The organism is Kosakonia sp. HypNH10 (assembly GCF_029850615.1).
GTDB classification, from domain to species: domain Bacteria; phylum Pseudomonadota; class Gammaproteobacteria; order Enterobacterales; family Enterobacteriaceae; genus Kosakonia; species Kosakonia cowanii.
Map to the genome: position 1 here is coordinate 784,217 of NZ_JAOTIU010000001.1, position 17,407 is coordinate 801,623.

At 57.6% G+C, this 17,407-nt stretch carries 15 protein-coding genes; 1 reads left to right on the forward strand and 14 read right to left on the reverse strand.

Annotation, left to right across the window (positions count from 1 at the left end):
• Nucleotides 1-59: 59 nt before the first annotated feature.
• The 6 genes from odhB to sdhC all read right to left on the reverse strand — a co-directional run bounded on the left by odhB (nucleotide 60) and on the right by sdhC (nucleotide 7,706).
• Nucleotides 60-1,286 (reverse strand): 2-oxoglutarate dehydrogenase complex dihydrolipoyllysine-residue succinyltransferase, encoded by a 1,227-nt coding sequence (gene odhB / locus N7V53_RS03855; RefSeq protein ID WP_023478231.1) that lies wholly within the window; start codon nucleotides 1,284-1,286, stop codon nucleotides 60-62.
• Nucleotides 1,287-1,300: 14 nt separating this feature from the next.
• Nucleotides 1,301-4,108 (reverse strand): 2-oxoglutarate dehydrogenase E1 component, encoded by a 2,808-nt coding sequence (sucA, locus tag N7V53_RS03860; protein ID WP_279792196.1) that lies wholly within the window; start codon nucleotides 4,106-4,108, stop codon nucleotides 1,301-1,303.
• Between the two features lie 353 nt (nucleotides 4,109-4,461).
• Nucleotides 4,462-5,178, reverse strand: coding sequence for a succinate dehydrogenase iron-sulfur subunit (locus N7V53_RS03865; RefSeq protein WP_023478213.1), 717 nt, complete (start codon nucleotides 5,176-5,178; stop codon nucleotides 4,462-4,464).
• Between the two features lie 16 nt (nucleotides 5,179-5,194).
• Nucleotides 5,195-6,961 carry a succinate dehydrogenase flavoprotein subunit gene (sdhA, locus tag N7V53_RS03870; protein ID WP_279792198.1) on the reverse strand — a complete coding sequence of 589 codons (1,767 nt, stop codon included), beginning with the start codon at nucleotides 6,959-6,961 and terminating at the stop codon, nucleotides 5,195-5,197.
• Nucleotides 6,961-7,308 (reverse strand): succinate dehydrogenase membrane anchor subunit, encoded by a 348-nt coding sequence (gene sdhD, locus N7V53_RS03875; RefSeq protein ID WP_023478217.1) that lies wholly within the window; start codon nucleotides 7,306-7,308, stop codon nucleotides 6,961-6,963. The genes sdhA and sdhD overlap by 1 nt, the downstream gene beginning before the upstream one ends.
• Nucleotides 7,302-7,706, reverse strand: a complete 405-nt coding sequence (gene sdhC / locus N7V53_RS03880) for a succinate dehydrogenase cytochrome b556 subunit (protein ID WP_034811753.1) — start codon at nucleotides 7,704-7,706, stop codon at nucleotides 7,302-7,304. Before sdhC ends, sdhD begins: the two co-directional genes overlap by 7 nt.
• A gap of 635 nt (nucleotides 7,707-8,341) precedes the next feature.
• Here sdhC and N7V53_RS03885 point away from each other — a divergent pair.
• Nucleotides 8,342-9,628 carry a citrate synthase gene (locus tag N7V53_RS03885; protein ID WP_023478210.1) on the forward strand — a complete coding sequence of 429 codons (1,287 nt, stop codon included), beginning with the start codon at nucleotides 8,342-8,344 and terminating at the stop codon, nucleotides 9,626-9,628.
• 374 nt (nucleotides 9,629-10,002) lie between these two features.
• Here N7V53_RS03885 and nei read toward each other — a convergent pair whose 3' ends face one another.
• The 8 genes from nei to N7V53_RS03925 form a co-directional block, all read right to left on the reverse strand.
• Nucleotides 10,003-10,794, reverse strand: a complete 792-nt coding sequence (gene nei / locus N7V53_RS03890; RefSeq protein ID WP_279792199.1) for an endonuclease VIII — start codon at nucleotides 10,792-10,794, stop codon at nucleotides 10,003-10,005.
• A 12-nt stretch (nucleotides 10,795-10,806) separates the two neighbouring features.
• Nucleotides 10,807-11,547, reverse strand: coding sequence for a 5-oxoprolinase subunit PxpA (gene pxpA / locus N7V53_RS03895; protein WP_279792200.1), 741 nt, complete (start codon nucleotides 11,545-11,547; stop codon nucleotides 10,807-10,809).
• Nucleotides 11,537-12,469, reverse strand: a complete 933-nt coding sequence (gene pxpC, locus N7V53_RS03900; protein WP_279792202.1) for a 5-oxoprolinase subunit PxpC — start codon at nucleotides 12,467-12,469, stop codon at nucleotides 11,537-11,539. Before pxpC ends, pxpA begins: the two co-directional genes overlap by 11 nt.
• On the reverse strand, nucleotides 12,463-13,119 hold the full coding sequence (pxpB, locus tag N7V53_RS03905) for a 5-oxoprolinase subunit PxpB (protein ID WP_279792204.1): 657 nt from the start codon (nucleotides 13,117-13,119) through the stop codon (nucleotides 12,463-12,465). Before pxpB ends, pxpC begins: the two co-directional genes overlap by 7 nt.
• Nucleotides 13,120-13,130: 11 nt before the next feature.
• Nucleotides 13,131-13,874, reverse strand: a complete 744-nt coding sequence (locus N7V53_RS03910) for a type 2 GTP cyclohydrolase I (protein ID WP_279792205.1) — start codon at nucleotides 13,872-13,874, stop codon at nucleotides 13,131-13,133.
• Between the two features lie 9 nt (nucleotides 13,875-13,883).
• Nucleotides 13,884-15,296: a deoxyribodipyrimidine photo-lyase gene (phrB, locus tag N7V53_RS03915; protein WP_279792206.1), complete on the reverse strand. Its 1,413-nt coding sequence runs from the start codon at nucleotides 15,294-15,296 to the stop codon at nucleotides 13,884-13,886.
• Nucleotides 15,297-15,303: 7 nt separating this feature from the next.
• Nucleotides 15,304-16,257: a 2-thiouracil desulfurase family protein gene (locus N7V53_RS03920; RefSeq protein ID WP_034811748.1), complete on the reverse strand. Its 954-nt coding sequence runs from the start codon at nucleotides 16,255-16,257 to the stop codon at nucleotides 15,304-15,306.
• A gap of 102 nt (nucleotides 16,258-16,359) precedes the next feature.
• Entirely contained in the window at nucleotides 16,360-16,566 is a 207-nt protein-coding gene (locus tag N7V53_RS03925; protein WP_023478218.1) for a YbfA family protein, read from the reverse strand.
• Nucleotides 16,567-17,407: the final 841 nt, after the last annotated feature.

Below are 17,407 nucleotides of genomic sequence, written 5' to 3' on the forward strand. Positions count from 1 at the left end.
CGGATCCGCCCACAGTCAGGTGATGACTTCAGGCCCGGCATCCGCCGGGCCCTGGCCGACTACACGTCCAGCAGCAGACGGGTCGGATCTTCCAGCAGCTCTTTGATGGCGACCAGATAGCCCACAGACTCACGGCCGTCTATCAGACGGTGATCGTAAGAGAGCGCCAGGTACATCATCGGCAGGATCTCAACCTTGCCATCAACCGCCATCGGGCGATCTTTGATGGCATGCATGCCGAGGATCGCGCTCTGCGGCGGGTTGATGATCGGGGTGGACATCAGCGAGCCGAAGACGCCGCCGTTGGTAATGGTGAAGTTACCGCCGGTCAGATCTTCCACGGTCAGCTTGCCGTCGCGCCCTTTCAGCGCCAGCTCTTTAATTTTCTTCTCGATATCTGCCATGCCGAGGGTGTCGACATCGCGCAGCACCGGGGTCACCAGGCCACGCGGCGTGGAAACAGCCATACTGACATCGAAATAGTTGTGGTAAACCACATCATCGCCATCGATAGAAGCGTTCACTTCCGGGTAGCGTTTCAGCGCTTCAACCACCGCTTTGACGTAGAAGGACATAAAGCCCAGACGGATGCCGTGACGCTTCTCGAACGCGTCGCCGTACTGCTTACGCAGATCCATAATCGGCTTCATGTTGACTTCGTTGAAGGTCGTCAGCATGGCGGTGGAGTTTTTCGCTTCCAGCAGACGCTCGGCTACGCGTTTGCGCAGGCGGGTCATCGGAACGCGTTTTTCGGTGCGGCCAGCCGGGGCCGGAGCCGGGGTGCTGGCAGCAGCCGGAGCTGCCGCTGGTGCAGCGCTCTGCGCCGGGCCTTTCGCCAGATGCTTCTCAACATCTTCACGGGTCAGACGACCACCAACACCGGTACCTTTGATGTCGCTGGCTTCCAGGTTGTGCTCGGCCAGCAGGCGACGGATCGCCGGGCTCAGGGCATCATTGTTCTGCTCTTCCAGCGAGGCCTGCTGACGCTGCGCCGGTGTAGACTCTTTCTCTTCAGATTTAGCACTGCTCTCTTTGCCTGCGCTGTTGCCCTCTTTCAGACGGCCCAGAATCTGGCGGGAGGTAACGGTTGTGCCTTCCTCTTCCAGCACGGCATCAAGGATGCCGTCCGCTGACGCCGGCACTTCCAGTACCACTTTGTCAGTTTCGATTTCTACCAGCACTTCATCACGTTTAACGCTATCGCCTGGTTTTTTGTGCCAGGTTGCAACGGTCGCGTCAGCAACGGACTCAGGCAGATCGGGAACAAGAATATCTACGCTACTCATTATTTATCCTTTAATTAATTGACGTTCAGCGCGTCATTTACCAGATCTTGTTGCTGTTTCTGGTGAACGGAGAGGTATCCCACCGCCGGAGAGGCGGAGGCCGGGCGACCTGCGTAACGCAGACCTGCCCCAAACGGAATCACATCACGGAAGTGATGCTGGCTGCAGTACCATGCGCCCTGGTTCAGCGGCTCTTCCTGACACCAGACAAAATCATGCACATGCGCGTACGGCTTCAGCGCTTCCTGCACCGCCTGGTGCGGGAACGGATAGAGCTGCTCGATGCGGACAATCGCGACATCCTTCTGGTCGTTCTTACGACGCTGTTCCAGCAAATCGTAATAAACCTTACCCGAACAGAGGATAACGCGTTTCACGCCCTGCGGATCGAGATCGTCCACTTCGCCAATCGCCGGCATAAAGGTGCCGTTTGCCAGCTCATCAAGCGTTGAGACCGCCTGCGGATGACGCAGCAGAGATTTCGGTGACATCACAATCAGCGGACGGCGCATACCGCGCAGCGCCTGACGACGCAGCATGTGGTAAACCTGCGCCGGGGTCGACGGCACGCAAACCTGCATATTCTGCTCGGCGCAGAGTTGCAGATAGCGCTCCAGACGCGCGGAGGAGTGCTCCGGGCCCTGCCCTTCATAGCCGTGCGGCAGCAGCATCACCAGGCCACACATACGGCCCCACTTCTGCTCGCCGGAGCTGATGAACTGGTCGATAACCACCTGCGCACCGTTGGCGAAGTCGCCGAACTGCGCTTCCCAGATAGTGAGCGTGCGCGGCTCAGCGGTGGCGTAGCCATACTCAAACGCCAGTACCGCTTCTTCCGACAGCACGGAGTCCCAGACGCGGAACGCGCCCTGGCTGTTATGCACATGTGCCAGCGGGGTGTAAGTCGAACCGTTAGTCTGGTTGTGCACCACCGCATGACGATGGAAGAAGGTGCCGCGCCCGGAGTCTTCACCGGAGAGACGCACCGGAATGCCCTCATCCACCAGCGTGGCGTAAGCCAGAGTTTCCGCGCCGCCCCAGTCAAACAGCTTGTCGCCGTTCGCCATCAGCTGACGGTCAGCGTAGATTTTCGCTACGCGGGACTGCATCTCAATCGCGTCCGGCACGGTGCTGATGCGCTTCGCCAGTTCTTGCAGGCGCTTCATCTCCACCTTGTTCGGGTAGCTCTCATCCCACTCGTGGTTGAGGTACGGCGACCAGGTGAAGGAGTGCATATTCATCGGACGCCATTCAGCGACCACGCACTCACCGGCGTCGAGCGCATCGCGGTAGACGTTAGCCATTTCGGTGGCGTCTTCCGCGGCGATGGTGGTTTCCTGCTCCAGACGGCTGGCGTAAATCTGACGCGGCGTCGGGTGCTTTTTGATCTTCTGGTACATCAGCGGCTGGGTTGCGCTCGGCTCATCGGCTTCGTTATGGCCGTGACGGCGGTAGCAGACCAGGTCGATAAAGACATCGCGTTTGAAGGTATTACGGAAATCGAGCGCCAGGCGGGTCACAAAAGCTACGGCTTCCGGATCGTCCGCGTTAACGTGGAAAATCGGTGCCTGCACCATTTTACCGATATCGGTACAGTACGGCGTAGAGCGCGCATCCAGCGGGTTCGACGTGGTGAAGCCCACCTGGTTGTTGATAACAATACGCACGGTGCCGCCCACTTCATAGCCGCGGGCTTTGGACATGTTGAGGGTTTCCTGCACCACGCCCTGGCCTGCGACCGCTGCGTCACCGTGAATGGTGATCGGCAACACTTTGTTGCTGCTCGGTTCGTCGAGGCGATCGAGACGCGCGCGCACGGAACCGATAACTACCGGGCTTACGATCTCAAGGTGCGACGGGTTAAACGCCAGCGCCAGGTGAACCAGGCCGCCTTCGGTTTCAACGTCGGACGAGAAGCCCATATGGTATTTCACGTCGCCGGTGCCGAGATGCTCTTTATGTTTACCGGCAAATTCGTCGAACAGGTCCTGCGGCTTTTTGCCCAGCACGTTAACCAGCACGTTCAGACGACCACGGTGCGCCATGCCCAGCACTACTTCGCGGGTGCCGCTTTTACCGGCGTGGCGGATCATCTCTTTCAGCATCGGTACCAGCGCGTCGCCACCCTCAAGGGAGAAGCGTTTCGCACCCGGGAATTTCGCGCCCAGATAGCGCTCCAGCCCTTCGGCGGCGGTCAGTTCACTTAAGAAGCGCTTTTTCTCTTCTGCCGAGAAGCTGGATTTACCGGTGGCCGACTCGATGCGCTGCTGGATCCAGCGTTTCTCTTCGGTGCTGGTGATGTGCATGTACTCCGCGCCGATGGAGCCACAATAGGTCTCTTTCAGCGCATGGAGCAGCTCGCCCAGCGGCATAGTGTCTTTGCCGATAGCAAATGACCCGACATTGAAGCTGTTCTGGAAATCGGCTTCGGTCAGGTCATGGAATGCGGGATCGAGATCGGCGACCCTCTCCTGCTGCCATAATCCCAGCGGATCGAGATTCGCATGCTGGTGACCACGGAAGCGGTAGGCGTTAATGAGCTGCAGGACTTTGACCTGCTTAACGTTGGTATCGGGGTCGGAAATCGAGGGGGAGTAACGTGAAGCGTCCTTCGCCAGCTGGCGGAAGTAATCACGCGTTTTGGAGTGGAACTGATCCGGTTTGACTCCGGTACCTGGTAACTGCTGGAACATAGATCGCCAGTTCGCATCTACCGAGTCAGGATCGGTTAAGAAGTCTTCATAGAGCTGTTCTATCCAGCTCTGGTTAGACCCAGAGAGGTAAGAAGAGTCCAGCCAGGCTTTCATTGCGCCGTTCTGCATCGTGATCCCTTAAGCATTGTTATGCTTACTTCGCCGTGGATAACTTCGACGTACACGTACGCGCACGTCCCAGGGTTCACCTGCGGGTTCTTTGACCCGCGAAGGAACCTTTAAAAACAGCCTAATCTTCGTTGTTCGGGCTGCGACGGCGTTGGCTGCCTTTACTCATTCCGGTCACATAACTCCCCGGGATGTGCTCAGTTGCTGCCTTGTCTCGCGCCAAACATCTCGATTATGTTTCAGTGGCGGTTTTTAGAGGTTTCTGCTGCTTTACTCGCCCGGTGTGCTTGCGCTTACCGGGCTACTCAATACTGTAGGCCGGATAAGCGCAAGCGCCATCCGGCTTTACTTTTTTATGCACTGCGTTGCAACAACATTGACTTAATGTGGCCAATGGCGCGCGTCGGGTTGAGCCCTTTCGGACATACACTGACGCAGTTCATGATGCTGTGGCAGCGGAATACGCTGAAAGCATCGCTCAGGCCATCGAGGCGTTTGTCCGTTTCCGTATCGCGGCTGTCGATCAGGAAGCGGTACGCCGCCAGCAGGCCTGCCGGGCCGATGAATTTCTCCGGGTTCCACCAGAACGACGGGCAAGAGGTCGAGCAGCAGGCACAGAGAATACACTCATACAGACCATCGAGTTTCTCACGCTGTTCAGGCCCCTGCAGGTGCTCACGCGCCGGCGGATTTTGCCCATTATTCAACAGGTAAGGCTTAATTTTTTCATATTGGGCATAGAACTGCCCCATGTCCACCACCAAATCGCGAATTACCGGCAGACCTGGCAGCGGGCGGATCACAATCTTCTTCTTGCCGTTGCCAAGCGCGGAAATCGGGGTGATACAGGCCAGCCCGTTTTTGCCGTTCATGTTCAGACCATCGGAACCGCACACCCCTTCACGGCAGGAGCGGCGGAACGACAGCGTGGAGTCGGTCTCTTTCAGCTGCATTAAGGCATCAAGCAGCATCATGTCGCGACCCTCTTCCGATTCGAGGGTGTAATCCTGCATACGCGGCGCGTCATCGACGTCCGGGTTATAGCGATAAATCGAGAATTCGAGTTTCATCAATCCTGTCTCCGCATTAATAAGTACGAATCTTCGGCGGGAACGCCGGACGCAGTTTCGGTTCCATATTGACGCTGCGACGCGTCATAGATTCCGTCTCTGGCAGGTACAGGGAGTGACACAACCAGTTCTCATCGTCACGATCCGGATAGTCGAAGCGGCTATGCGCGCCACGGCTTTCGGTTCGGAAGTTGGCAGAAACCGCCGTTGCATAGGCCGTTTCCATCAGGTTATCCAGTTCCAGACACTCAACGCGCTGGGTGTTGAACTCGCTGGAGGTGTCGTCCAGACGGGCGTTTTTCAGGCGCTCGCGGATCACTTTCAGCTGCTCAAGGCCCTTCGCCATCGCATCGCCTTCACGGAAGACCGAGAAGTTATGCTGCATACACTCTTGCAGCGCTTTACGAATGGTGACCGGATCTTCGCCATCGCGGTTGTTGTTCCAGCGGTTAAGGCGCTCAAGGGAAGCGTCGATATCAGAATCGGTGGCATCACGCAGCGCGCCCTGCTCGGCGATAGACTCCTGCAGATGCAGACCCGCCGCGCGGCCAAACACCACCAGGTCAAGGAGCGAGTTGCCGCCCAGACGGTTCGCGCCGTGTACCGATACGCAGGCGATTTCGCCGACCGCGAACAGACCCGGAATAACAACATCTTCGCCCTGGGCGTTAACGGTCAGTGCCTGGCCGGTTACTTTGGTCGGAATACCGCCCATCATGTAGTGGCAGGTCGGGATAACCGGGATCGGCTCTTTGACCGGATCAACGTGGGCAAAGGTGCGCGACAGCTCAAGGATCCCCGGCAGGCGCGATTCCAGCACCTCTTTACCGAGGTGATCGAGTTTCAGCTTGGCGTGCGGGCCCCACGGGCCATCGCAACCGCGGCCTTCGCGAATTTCGATCATGATCGAGCGCGCAACCACGTCGCGGCCCGCCAGATCTTTCGCGTTCGGCGCATAACGCTCCATAAAGCGCTCGCCATGTTTGTTCAGCAGGTAACCGCCTTCACCACGGCAGCCTTCAGTGACCAGTACACCTGCACCGGCGATACCGGTCGGGTGGAACTGCCACATCTCCATATCCTGCACCGGTACACCGGCACGCAGCGCCATACCAACACCGTCACCGGTGTTAATGTGTGCGTTGGTGGTGGACTGGTAAATACGCCCCGCCCCGCCGGTTGCCAGCACGGTTGCGCGCGCTTTGAAGTAGACCACTTCACCGGTTTCGATACAGAGCGCCGTACAGCCGACCACCGCGCCATCCTGGTTTTTCACCAGATCGAGCGCGTACCATTCGGAAAAGATGGTGGTGTGGTTTTTCAGGTTCTGCTGATAAAGGGTGTGCAGCAGCGCGTGACCGGTACGGTCAGCTGCGGCCGCCGTACGTGCCGCCTGCTCGCCGCCGAAATCTTTCGACTGACCGCCAAACGGACGCTGATAGATACGGCCATCTTCCAGACGGGAAAACGGCAGGCCCATATGTTCCAGCTCAAGAATCGCTTCCGGGCCGGTTTTACACATATATTCAATGGCGTCCTGGTCACCGATATAGTCGGAGCCTTTTACCGTGTCATACATGTGCCATTCCCAGTTATCTTCATGGGTATTGCCCAGCGCAACGGTGATACCGCCCTGCGCAGAGACAGTGTGGGAACGGGTTGGAAAGACTTTAGAGAGCAGCGCACAGGTTTGCCCGCTCTGGGAAATTTGCAGCGCCGCGCGCATACCTGCGCCACCTGCGCCAATTACAACAGCATCAAATTCTCTGACTGGCAGTTTCATTACACACCCCACACCACAACGAATCCATAAATGACGTACGCGAGCAGCGCAACAACAATCACCAGCTGCAGCAGCAGGCGCGTTGCAACGTGTTTAACGTAGTCGGTCAATACCTGCCACATGCCAATCCACGCGTGGATCAGGATGGAAAAGAGTGCCAGCAGGGTAAAGACTTTCGTGAAGGCGGAGGAGAAGAAGCCCGTCCAGACACCCCAGGTCACTTCGCTGTGCAGCGCGAAAAAGCCGACCATGTAGATGATGTATAACGTCAGGACAATAGCGGTAGCACGGACGAGAATAAAATCATGTACGCCGTTGCGTCCTAATGCGGAGGCGTTGCTTACCATACGAGGACTCCTGCGAGAATTGAAAGCACGACAGTGATCACAAAAGAAATATTAGCGGAACGTTTTCCTGCGGCGAAGTTCTCTTCCAGCCAGCCAAAATCCATAAACATGTGGCGAATGCCGCCGACAGCGTGATACGCCAGCGCGGTAAGGATGCCCCAGAAGATGAATTTGACGAAGAAACTGCTCATGATGGCAGAAGCGGCCTGGAAGCCCTCTTCAGATGACAGCGACAAGCCCAGTAACCACAACAGAATGCCGAGCGCCACAAACGTGATGACACCGGAAACGCGGTGGAGAATGGAAGCTATAGCCGTAACAGGAAACTGGATCGTTGTTAAATCCAGATTGACAGGTCTTTGTTTTTTCACATTTTTTATCATGAATAACGCCCACATGCTATTCTTATAGTTTCCTTCCTCCGGTCTGCGTGCGGGTCAGACAGCGTCCTTTCTATAACTGCTCGTCATGCAAAAAATGTGCTTCCATATGCTAAACGACAGGTTACAACGCTGGGTGGCTCGGGATGGCAGGGTATTCCGGAGACCTGGCGGCAGTATAGGTCGTTCACAAAATCATTACAATTAACCTACATATAGTTTGTCGGGTTTTATGCAGAACAGTGACCGAGGTCACGATAACAACATTATTTTAAAATTTAATCATCTGATTTGACAAAAGTTAAACATTCTTGTTACAAACTACGCCAGAAAGAACTTATAATGCTTAAAAGTTATGGGGTCTTGCTTTCACCTGAGAATAAGTTATGTAACAGTGTGATGGTATTGACCGATTTAATTAGGACAGTTATTAGTGATATACAGGTTTGATAAATTCGGACTGCTAAGACGCTGATTTGCTGTTTTTTCACTGTATTTTCAATGTGTATCTGCACGCGCCTATCGCTCTGTACCCTGGTATCTCCTCTTCGCAGAGCAGCGAGCTATATAACAATTCGTTAACATTGACGGTCAAGTGAAGGCAAACCCGGTGGCTGGCGGTCTTAAGCAATAAGGCGCTAAGGAGACCGTAAATGGCTGATAAGAAAGCAACCATCACCTACAATGGTGACGATGCTATTGAACTGGATGTGCTACAAGGCACGCTCGGTCAGGATGTTATTGATATCCGTAGTCTCGGTTCAAAAGGGGTTTTCACTTTTGACCCAGGTTTTACCTCAACCGCATCATGCGAATCGAAAATCACCTTTATCGACGGCGATGAAGGGATTCTGCTGCACCGTGGCTTCCCCATCGATCAACTGGCGACTGAGTCCAACTATCTGGAAGTCTGCTACATTCTGCTGTACGGCGAAAAACCGACTCAGGAGCAGTTTGAAGAGTTTACGCTGACGGTTACCCGCCACACGATGATCCATGAGCAGATTACCCGTCTGTTCCACGGTTTCCGTCGCGACTCGCACCCGATGGCGGTGCTGTGCGGTGTGACCGGCGCACTGGCGGCGTTCTACCACGACTCGCTGGATGTTAACAATCCGCGCCACCGTGAAATCGCTGCGTTCCGTCTGCTTTCCAAAATGCCGACCGTGGCCGCGATGTGCTACAAGTACTCCATCGGTCAGCCGTTTGTTTACCCGCGTAACGACCTCTCCTATGCGGGCAACTTCCTGCACATGATGTTCTCCACGCCGTGCGAGCCGTACGAAGTGAACCCGGTTCTGGAACGCGCCATGGATCGTATTCTGATCCTGCACGCTGACCACGAGCAGAATGCGTCCACCTCTACCGTGCGTACCGCAGGCTCGTCGGGCGCGAACCCGTTTGCCTGTATCGCGGCTGGTATCGCTTCCCTGTGGGGACCGGCGCACGGCGGCGCGAACGAAGCCGCACTGAAGATGCTGGAAGAGATCAGCACCGTTAAACACATTCCGGAATTCCTGCGTCGCGCCAAAGATAAGAACGATTCGTTCCGTCTGATGGGCTTCGGTCACCGTGTCTATAAGAACTATGACCCGCGCGCTACCGTAATGCGTGAAACTTGCCATGAAGTGCTGCGTGAACTGGGCACCAAAGACGATCTGCTGGAAGTGGCGATGGAGCTGGAGCACATTGCGCTCAACGACCCGTACTTCATCGAACGCAAACTCTACCCGAACGTCGATTTCTACTCTGGCATTATTCTGAAAGCGATGGGGATCCCGTCGTCCATGTTTACGGTGATCTTCGCGATGGCGCGTACCGTGGGCTGGATTGCGCACTGGAACGAGATGCACGATGACGGCATTAAGATTGCCCGTCCGCGTCAGCTCTATACCGGTTACGAAAAACGCGAGTTTTCGTCAGATCTGAAAAAAGATTAATCCCCGCTAATGCCCGGTGGCTCTCCGCTTACCGGGCCTGCACCTGCCCCACCCCGTTATATTGCCCGATGGCGCTTTGCTTATCGGGCCTACGATTACACTTCCCCGCTCACTTACACGATGACGCTGCGCATATCGGGCCTACGATGCACAGGCTTGCACCTGAACAAATTGCCCGATGGCGCTACGCTTATCGGGCCTACGATTGCACCGGCATGCACCTGAACAAATTGCCCGATGGCGCTGCGCTTATCGGGCCTACGATTGCACTGGCATGCACCTGAACAATTGCCCGATGGTTGAAATGGCTCGATCCCGTAGGCCGGATAAGGCGCAGCCGCCATCCGGCACGTTCTCGTTTATCGCTGACTCGTTTACCGCTGGCACCCCGGGCACCAATAAAAGGGCCTTGAGGAGAGCGTCGTCTTCTCAATGATTCCGCCACAACGCTCACACTTCTTCCCGGCCCGATGAAACACCTTAAAGCGAAACAGCGCCCCGTGATGCTTCTTCTCATCGACACGTCCACGGGTCTGATATGAGAGACGCGGGATCGCCAGCAGCGCCTCTGCCAGCAGCTCCAGCTCGCTCTCGCTAAGCTGCTCCGCTTTGCGCTGCCCGGTCAGCCCGCTGTGCCAGAGAATTTCGACGCGCAAATAGTTACCGAGTCCCGCGAGAAACGCCTGGTCGAGCAGCAGCCCGGCAAACTGCCGACGCCGAAAGCGCGGTGAGAGCAGACGCGCTTTCACCTCCTCTACCGTCAGGCGCATATCCAGCACATCCGGCCCTACGCGCAGCAAAAACGGATGCTGCGCCAGTTGCTCCGGCGTCAGCAGCGCAATCTCCGAGGCGCTGTAGAGCAAAATCGCTTTATCCGCCGCCTGCAAGCGCACACGCAGCACGCGGTTGGTTTCTGGTATCTCGCCCGCCTTCACCACGCGCCAGACGCCGTAAAGCTGATTGTGGCTATAAAGCGTTAACCCGCCGGAAAAGTGCGTTAACAGCGCTTTGCCGCGTGTCTCGATGGCATCGATCTGCTGCCCCACCAGCCCGGCGGCATAATCAGTAAGATGCGGCTGGGCAAACCAGACCTCGGTCAGCGGTTTGCCCTTAATCGCGGCTTCCAGCGTATCCGCCGCGCGGCGGATCTCCGGTCCTTCCGGCATGAAAACTCCTTATCAGCGTGATGAAACGATAATGCCTTCGGCAATAAACGCGGCGCGTAAACGGCGGGCAAAAGCCAGCGCATGCGCGCCATCGCCATGCAGGCAGACCGTTTGCGCGTTGACGGGCGCATAGTCACCCTCAACGCTTTTGACGCGCCCGCGCTGCACCATCTCCAGCGTTTGCGCCAGCGCCAGTTGCTCATCTTCAATTAACGCGCCCGGCTCACCGCGCGGCACAAGCTGGCCGTTGCGCTGATAACCACGGTCGGCGAACACCTCTTCACGCGTCGCTAACCCCAGCCGCTCGCCTGCGCGGATCAGCTCGCTGCCCGCCAGCCCGACCAGCATTAAACCGGGATTGAGATCCCGCACCGCGCGGGCAATGGCCTCGGCAAGCGCCGCGTCCTGCGCTGCCTGGTTGTAGAGCATGCCGTGGGGTTTTACATGTGAAAGGCTCGCGCCGCGGGAATTCGCCAGCGCCGCCAGCGCACCACACTGATAGAGCACTTCGCTATAGACCACGTCCGGCGCAGTGGACATTCTCTTGCGGCCAAAATTCTCGCGATCGAGAAATGACGGGTGCGCGCCGATAGCGACGTTATTCGCCAACGCCAAATCAATGCAGGTGAGCATGGTCGCAGCATCACCGGCGTGAAAGCCGCAGGCGATATTCACCGAGCTCACCACCTGCATCAGCTCGCGGTCATTCCCGGCAAAGCCTTCGCCGATATCGGCGTTTAAATCAATCCGCATCGCGCAGCCGCCACGCCAGTTGATCGAGGAACAGGCGCTGTTCGCGCCGTGCCTGCAACGCTTCGTCGAGCGAGCACTGCACAAAGTGCACAGGCTGACCGAGGCGAATTTGCGCCAGACGGTAGAGATCGGCTTCGATAATGCAGGCAATACGCGGGTAACCGCCGGTGGTCTGACAGTCATTCATCAACACGATCGGCTGACCATTTGAGGGCACCTGGATAACGCCGGGCAGCAGCCCGTGGGAGAGCAGATCCCGCTCGGTTGTGCGCACCAGCGGCTGGCCCTGCAGGCGGTAGCCCATGCGGTTGCTCTGCGGATTGATATGCCATGGCAGACGCCAGAATGCCTCCTGGGAGGCGGCATCAAATTCGTGATACTCCGGCCCCGGCAAGGCGCGGATACGGTTTGTCCACAATAGCTGTTTCACGCCCTGCTGCGCGCTGAAGTCCCGCGCAGGTGTGCCGAGCGGCAGCGTGTCGCCATCGCGCAGCAAGCGCCCTTCCAGCCCGCCGATAGCGGTTTTCAGATCGGTACTGCCCGACCCCATCACCTCTGGCAGATCGAAACCGCCTGCGACTGCGAGATAACTGCGCACGCCAAAGCGCGGGCGATTCAGCACCAGCCGCTGCCCGGCCTTCGCCGCAAAGCGCCAGCCGGTCCAGACGTCAGTGCCATCGAGTGTCGCATCGCAGCCCGCGCCGGTGAGAGCAAACCAGCAATCACGGGCGAACTCCACTTCACACTGGCCGAGGGTTATCTCAAGTGCGGCAGCATCCGGCGCGTTGCCGACCAGCGCATTGGCAATCTCCAGCGCCGGGCCATCGAGCGCGCCGCTGTAGCTGACGCCGGACTGACGCAGGCCGATGCGTTTGCCGCCCTGCAACGAGGTATACATCCCCGCGCGAAGAATTTTTAACATACGCCCTCCTTGCGCGGGATAAAGCGCAGCGTATCGCCAGGCCGCAGCAACGACGGCTCCGCTAAGCGCGAGTTAAACAGCGTCAGATCGGTACGCCCAATCAGGTTCCAGCCGCCGGGGCTCTCCAGCGGGTAAATCCCCGTTTGCGCGCCGCCAATGCCGACCGACCCGGCAGGCACGCTGATGCGCGGCTCCGCCCGGCGTGGCGTGGTGAGCGCCTCCGGCATGCCGCCGAGATAGGGGAAACCGGGCTGAAAGCCGATAAACCACACCCGGTATTCGATGGAAGCGTGCAGCTCCACGACCTGCTTTTCGCTCATGCCGCAGTGGTCGGCGACCCGCGCCAGATCCGGCCCGGCCTCGCCACCGTAGACCACCGGGATGTCAATCGCCCGCGACTCCGGCTCCAGCGCCTCGCTCTCTTCCCACCAGCGTTGCAGATGCTCAATCGCATCCAGCGCCAGCGTAGTCGGATCGCGCAGCACCACGGTAACGTTATTCATCCCCGGGATCGCTTCCACTACCTCCGGGAATGTCGCCAGCCGCTGCGTCAGCCGCCAGATACGCTTTTGCGTCGCCAGCTGCACCGGCGGCTCCAGCTCCAGCACGACGGCGGTTTCGCCTAACAGATAACAACGCGCTCGCTGCACTTGCCTGCTCCTTACGCCGGGTTAGGGATATCGATAAAGGTCACATCCAGATCGGTATTGGCGGTGAGCCACTCGCCGAGGGCGCGAATGCCGCCGCGCTCGGTGGCGTGGTGCCCGGCAGCGAAAAAGTGCAGCCCCTGCTCGCGCGCGGAGTGAATGGTCTGCTCCGACACTTCGCCGGTGATAAAGGCATCGACGCCGAAGGCCGCGGCTTTATCAATAAAGCCCTGACCGCCGCCGGTACACCACGCCACGCGCTTGATGGTGGCAGGCCCGGTATCGCCGCACCACAACGGCTTGCGCCCGAGACGCGCTTCGATCCATGACGCCAGTTCGAGACCGGGAACCGGCATCGACAGCTCGCCCCACGGCACCAGCGGTTCAATCTCCCCCTGCACCGTAATACCAAGCAGTGCGGCAAGCTGCACGTTATTCCCCAGCTCCGGATGGGCGTCGAGCGGCAGATGCCAGCCGTAGAGGTTGATATCGTTCGCCAGCAGGGTTTTCAGGCGGTTGCGCTTCATGCCGCGAATGATCGGCGCTTCGTTTTTCCAGAAGTAACCGTGATGGACGATCACCGCATCAGCTTCAAGGCGCACGGCTTCATCCAGCAGCGCCTGGCTTGCGGTGACGCCGGTGACGATTTTGCGGATCTCTTCTCGCCCCTCAACCTGCAGGCCGTTCGGGCCGTAATCGCTGAACGCCGCACTGTTGAGTTTTTCGTTAATCAATTTTTCCAGGTCGGTATTTTTCATGCTCACTCTCTACCCTTTTCGCGCGGCTTCATAGGCCGCCAGCGTGGCGCTTCGCGCCTGTTTATGATCGACAATCGGGCGCGGATAATCGAGCTTAACGCCCTGCTTATCTGCCCAGACCCAGGGTTGATGGATAGCCTTCGGCGGCACGTTTTTCAGCTCCGGCAGCCAGCGGCGAATAAACTCACCCTCCGCATCGAAGCGCTCGCCCTGGGTGGTCGGGTTGAAGATACGGAAGTACGGCGCGGCATCGGTGCCGGTTGAGGCCGCCCACTGCCAGCCGCCGTTATTCGCCGCGTAATCGCCATCCACCAGTTGAGCCATAAAATAGCGCTCTCCCACCCGCCAGTCGATAAGCAGGTCTTTGATCAGGAAGCTGGCGGTAATCATACGCAGACGGTTATGCATCCAGCCGGTCTCATTCATCTGACGCATCGCTGCATCAACAATCGGATAGCCGGTGATCCCCTTTTTCCACGCCTCCAGATGCTGCGGGTTATCCTGCCACTGCACCTTCTCCGTCCACGCGATAAACGGGCGGTGCTTGCACAGCGCCGGATAGTAGGTAATGAGATGACGATAAAATTCGCGCCAGATAAGCTCACTCAGCCACACCGCACCCGGCCCGCCCTCCAGCACACCCGGCTGCTCAGCGAGCAAGCGGTGCAGACACTGGCGCGGCGAGAGTGCGCCGATGGCGAGGCTGGCGGAGAGACGGCTGGTGCCCTCGATGGCGGGGAAATCGCGCTGCTGCTCATACTCTGCCACCTGGTGCTGGCAGAAGTGGCGTAGTCGGGCGATGGCCTGCTTCTCATCAGGCGGGAAGAGCTTTTCGTCAAAGGGCTGCTGCGGGTAGTTGAGCGACAGCGGCTCAACCTGCAGTGCTCCGCCTTCGCGCGGCTGCGGCGCAGCGACGCACTCCGGCAGATCCTCTTTTAGACGGCGCAAAAAGGCGTTTTTAAAGGGGGTGAAGACTTTAAACATCTCGCGATTGCCGGTCATTACGCTGCCGGGTGCCAGCATCACGCTGTCATCAAAGCCCTGGCAGGCGACGTTGGCGATCGCTTTCTCCACCGCCGCATCGCGCTGGCGCTCATTTAGCTCGTACTGATAGTTGTAAAAAAGATGGCTGACCTGCTCCTGCTCGCAGACCTCAGCGACTGCCTGCACGCTGGCGGCAAAGTCATCCACTTCGCGGTAGATAAGCTCAATGCCGCGCTCGGCGAGCGCCTGCTGCAGCGCATTAAGATGGGACTCAATCAGTGCAGCCTGACGCGGTGCCATCAAGTGCTGCTGCCACTGCTTCGGCGTAGCGATAAAGAGGGCTTTTACTGTTGCGTTCGCGCTGCGGCAGGCCGCCGCCAGCGCGAGGTTATCGTGCACGCGCAAATCCGTGCGAAACCAGACCAGATGAGTGGTCATAATGCTCCTAATGTCCGTAACGTAAGCGCAGCGCTTCCGGCCAGGGGTCAAAATAGCGCTGTCCGGAGAGATAAGCGTCCGGGAATTCTGCCATATAGTGTTTCAGTAAGGTGACGGGCGCCAGCAGCGGCTGAATGCCCTGCCGGTAGCTGTCGATAAGCTTCGACAGCTCTTCACGCTGGCGGGCATTAAGCTGTTTGCGGAAGTAGCCCTGCACATGCATCAGCACGTTGGTGTGGTTACGGCGAGTGGCCTGGTGTGAGAGCAGATCCATCAGGCGTTGGCGATACTCCACAAACCACTCGTCGAGAGAGGCCCACTCATGGATGGCGGCGACAAAACGCCCCAGTTCGCGGTATTTCGGCTGCGAATGCGCCAGCAGCAGCAGCTTGTAACGGCTGTGGTAGGCGATAAGTTCGCCACGCGTCAGGCCACGCTCGCGCACGCTGTTAAGTTCATGCAGGGCGTAAATACGCTCAACAAAGTTCTCGCGAATATGGGGATCGTGCAGGCGACCATCCTCTTCCACCGGCAGCCACGGATGGGTCTCCATCAGAATGTCGGTAAAGATGCCGCGCCCGGCTTTGCGGTTGTTTTTGCCATCCGCGTCGTATACGCGCACCCGCTCCATGCCGCAGGAGGGGGATTTGGCGCAGACGATGTAGCCGCACAAATGGTCGAGACGGCTGACGCGCTCGCGGGAGAAGTGCGCCATCTGCTCGGTTAAATCTCCTTCCCGTTTGTCGCTAAAGCGCAGCGATACACCGCTCTCCTCTTTGACCAACCGCAGCGCCGGACGTGGCACCGGCAGGCCAATGGCCATCTCCGGGCAGACCGGCTCAAAACGCATCCACGGTGATAGCTCTTCAACTGCGAAGGCAAGCCGCTTATGGCCGCCGTCAAAACGGACTTGTTCCCCTAATAAACAGGCACTGATGCCGACAGGGATTTTCTCACTCATAGCGACTCCTTGATTAGACATAGTCATTGTAGTCAAAGGGCGCAGGTAAAAAAAAGCCACCGCAATTGCGGTGGCGCGATCGGGTTGCTGTGTGTAGCCCGATTAATAAAAGTCGCAGGTTACTTTTTCTGCTTGATCCATCCATACCGGTTTTTCGCTGGTTTTCGCCCAGACGCGGTGCAGATAGCTATAGAACCGTGCGCGATCCTTCCAGAACAACATCACCGGCAGTGCCAGCAGACCCGCCGCAACGGCGAAAGCACGACGCATCAGCACAATGTGCGCTGGAAACATTTTGTATGTATTCATAAATCTCTCCCCTTTGTCAGGCCGGTATCGGTCACCGGAAAAAAGTTACCGCAGCGGTAAGTGAGTAACGAAAAAACACTGCGAGACTGAAATATGCTCAAAATAATACCGCTTTGTTTGTAATTTTACTACTCATCCGACCACTATTTTTAGCTGATGCGCATTTATTTACACGCAATCCGTAAATAAGTTACAAAACGGTTAAATTAATAATAACCATCCGTTAAATGATGGTTTTGAATGTTGCATTTTCAAAATGGAGCCGCTGAAACCGTGTAGGCCGGATAAGGCGGAGCCGCCATCCGGCATTTTATCAGCGGCACCATTGCCGGATGGCGGCTTCGCCTTATCCGGCCTACCAAAACGAGCCTACCGCAACACCGATATTGCCTTTACCTCCGGTTTCACAGCGGCGGTGTTGACCCCCGCTGAAATCGGCGAACCGAAGCGTGAATGACAAGGTCTGGACGCCATGGATGGCGGACAGAGGCGAACCGAGACGGGATGTCGAGTCGAGCCGGCCGCAGTCAGGCACGCGGGAGGTGAGCGCAGTGCGCAGCACCGATTTCCTCGCGGGGCCGCGGGGATTGACAAGGGGAGCGCGGCCGCTTCCCTTGTCCCGTTCACCGCACCGGTGATAAAACATTCCGCCCAATACCTGGTGAACGGAACCATTCCACCAATCCAACATCCGGCAATCGGTGCCGCGGAATATTCCGGATGGCGCTCGCGCTTATCCGGCCTACAACGACAAAACCGCTTATTTGTTCGGCATTTTTATACTTTTTTTACACCCTGCCCGGAGATTTTTGCGAAATCTTTGCGCCTGAAAAATTAGCCT

What these genes read in the sequence shown, in the direction of transcription:
- odhB (WP_023478231.1), bottom strand. Translation starts at nt 1,286, where the DNA reads ATGAGTAGCGTAGATATTCTTGTTCCCGATCTGCCTGAGTCCGTTGCT.
- sucA (WP_279792196.1), bottom strand. Translation starts at nt 4,108, where the DNA reads ATGCAGAACGGCGCAATGAAAGCCTGGCTGGACTCTTCTTACCTCTCT.
- N7V53_RS03865 (WP_023478213.1), bottom strand. Translation starts at nt 5,178, where the DNA reads ATGAAACTCGAATTCTCGATTTATCGCTATAACCCGGACGTCGATGAC.
- sdhA (WP_279792198.1), bottom strand. Translation starts at nt 6,961, where the DNA reads ATGAAACTGCCAGTCAGAGAATTTGATGCTGTTGTAATTGGCGCAGGT.
- sdhD (WP_023478217.1), bottom strand. Translation starts at nt 7,308, where the DNA reads ATGGTAAGCAACGCCTCCGCATTAGGACGCAACGGCGTACATGATTTT.
- sdhC (WP_034811753.1), bottom strand. Translation starts at nt 7,706, where the DNA reads ATGTGGGCGTTATTCATGATAAAAAATGTGAAAAAACAAAGACCTGTC.
- N7V53_RS03885 (WP_023478210.1), top strand. Translation starts at nt 8,342, where the DNA reads ATGGCTGATAAGAAAGCAACCATCACCTACAATGGTGACGATGCTATT.
- nei (WP_279792199.1), bottom strand. Translation starts at nt 10,794, where the DNA reads ATGCCGGAAGGACCGGAGATCCGCCGCGCGGCGGATACGCTGGAAGCC.
- pxpA (WP_279792200.1), bottom strand. Translation starts at nt 11,547, where the DNA reads ATGCGGATTGATTTAAACGCCGATATCGGCGAAGGCTTTGCCGGGAAT.
- pxpC (WP_279792202.1), bottom strand. Translation starts at nt 12,469, where the DNA reads ATGTTAAAAATTCTTCGCGCGGGGATGTATACCTCGTTGCAGGGCGGC.
- N7V53_RS03910 (WP_279792205.1), bottom strand. Translation starts at nt 13,874, where the DNA reads ATGAAAAATACCGACCTGGAAAAATTGATTAACGAAAAACTCAACAGT.
- phrB (WP_279792206.1), bottom strand. Translation starts at nt 15,296, where the DNA reads ATGACCACTCATCTGGTCTGGTTTCGCACGGATTTGCGCGTGCACGAT.
- N7V53_RS03920 (WP_034811748.1), bottom strand. Translation starts at nt 16,257, where the DNA reads ATGAGTGAGAAAATCCCTGTCGGCATCAGTGCCTGTTTATTAGGGGAA.
- N7V53_RS03925 (WP_023478218.1), bottom strand. Translation starts at nt 16,566, where the DNA reads ATGAATACATACAAAATGTTTCCAGCGCACATTGTGCTGATGCGTCGT.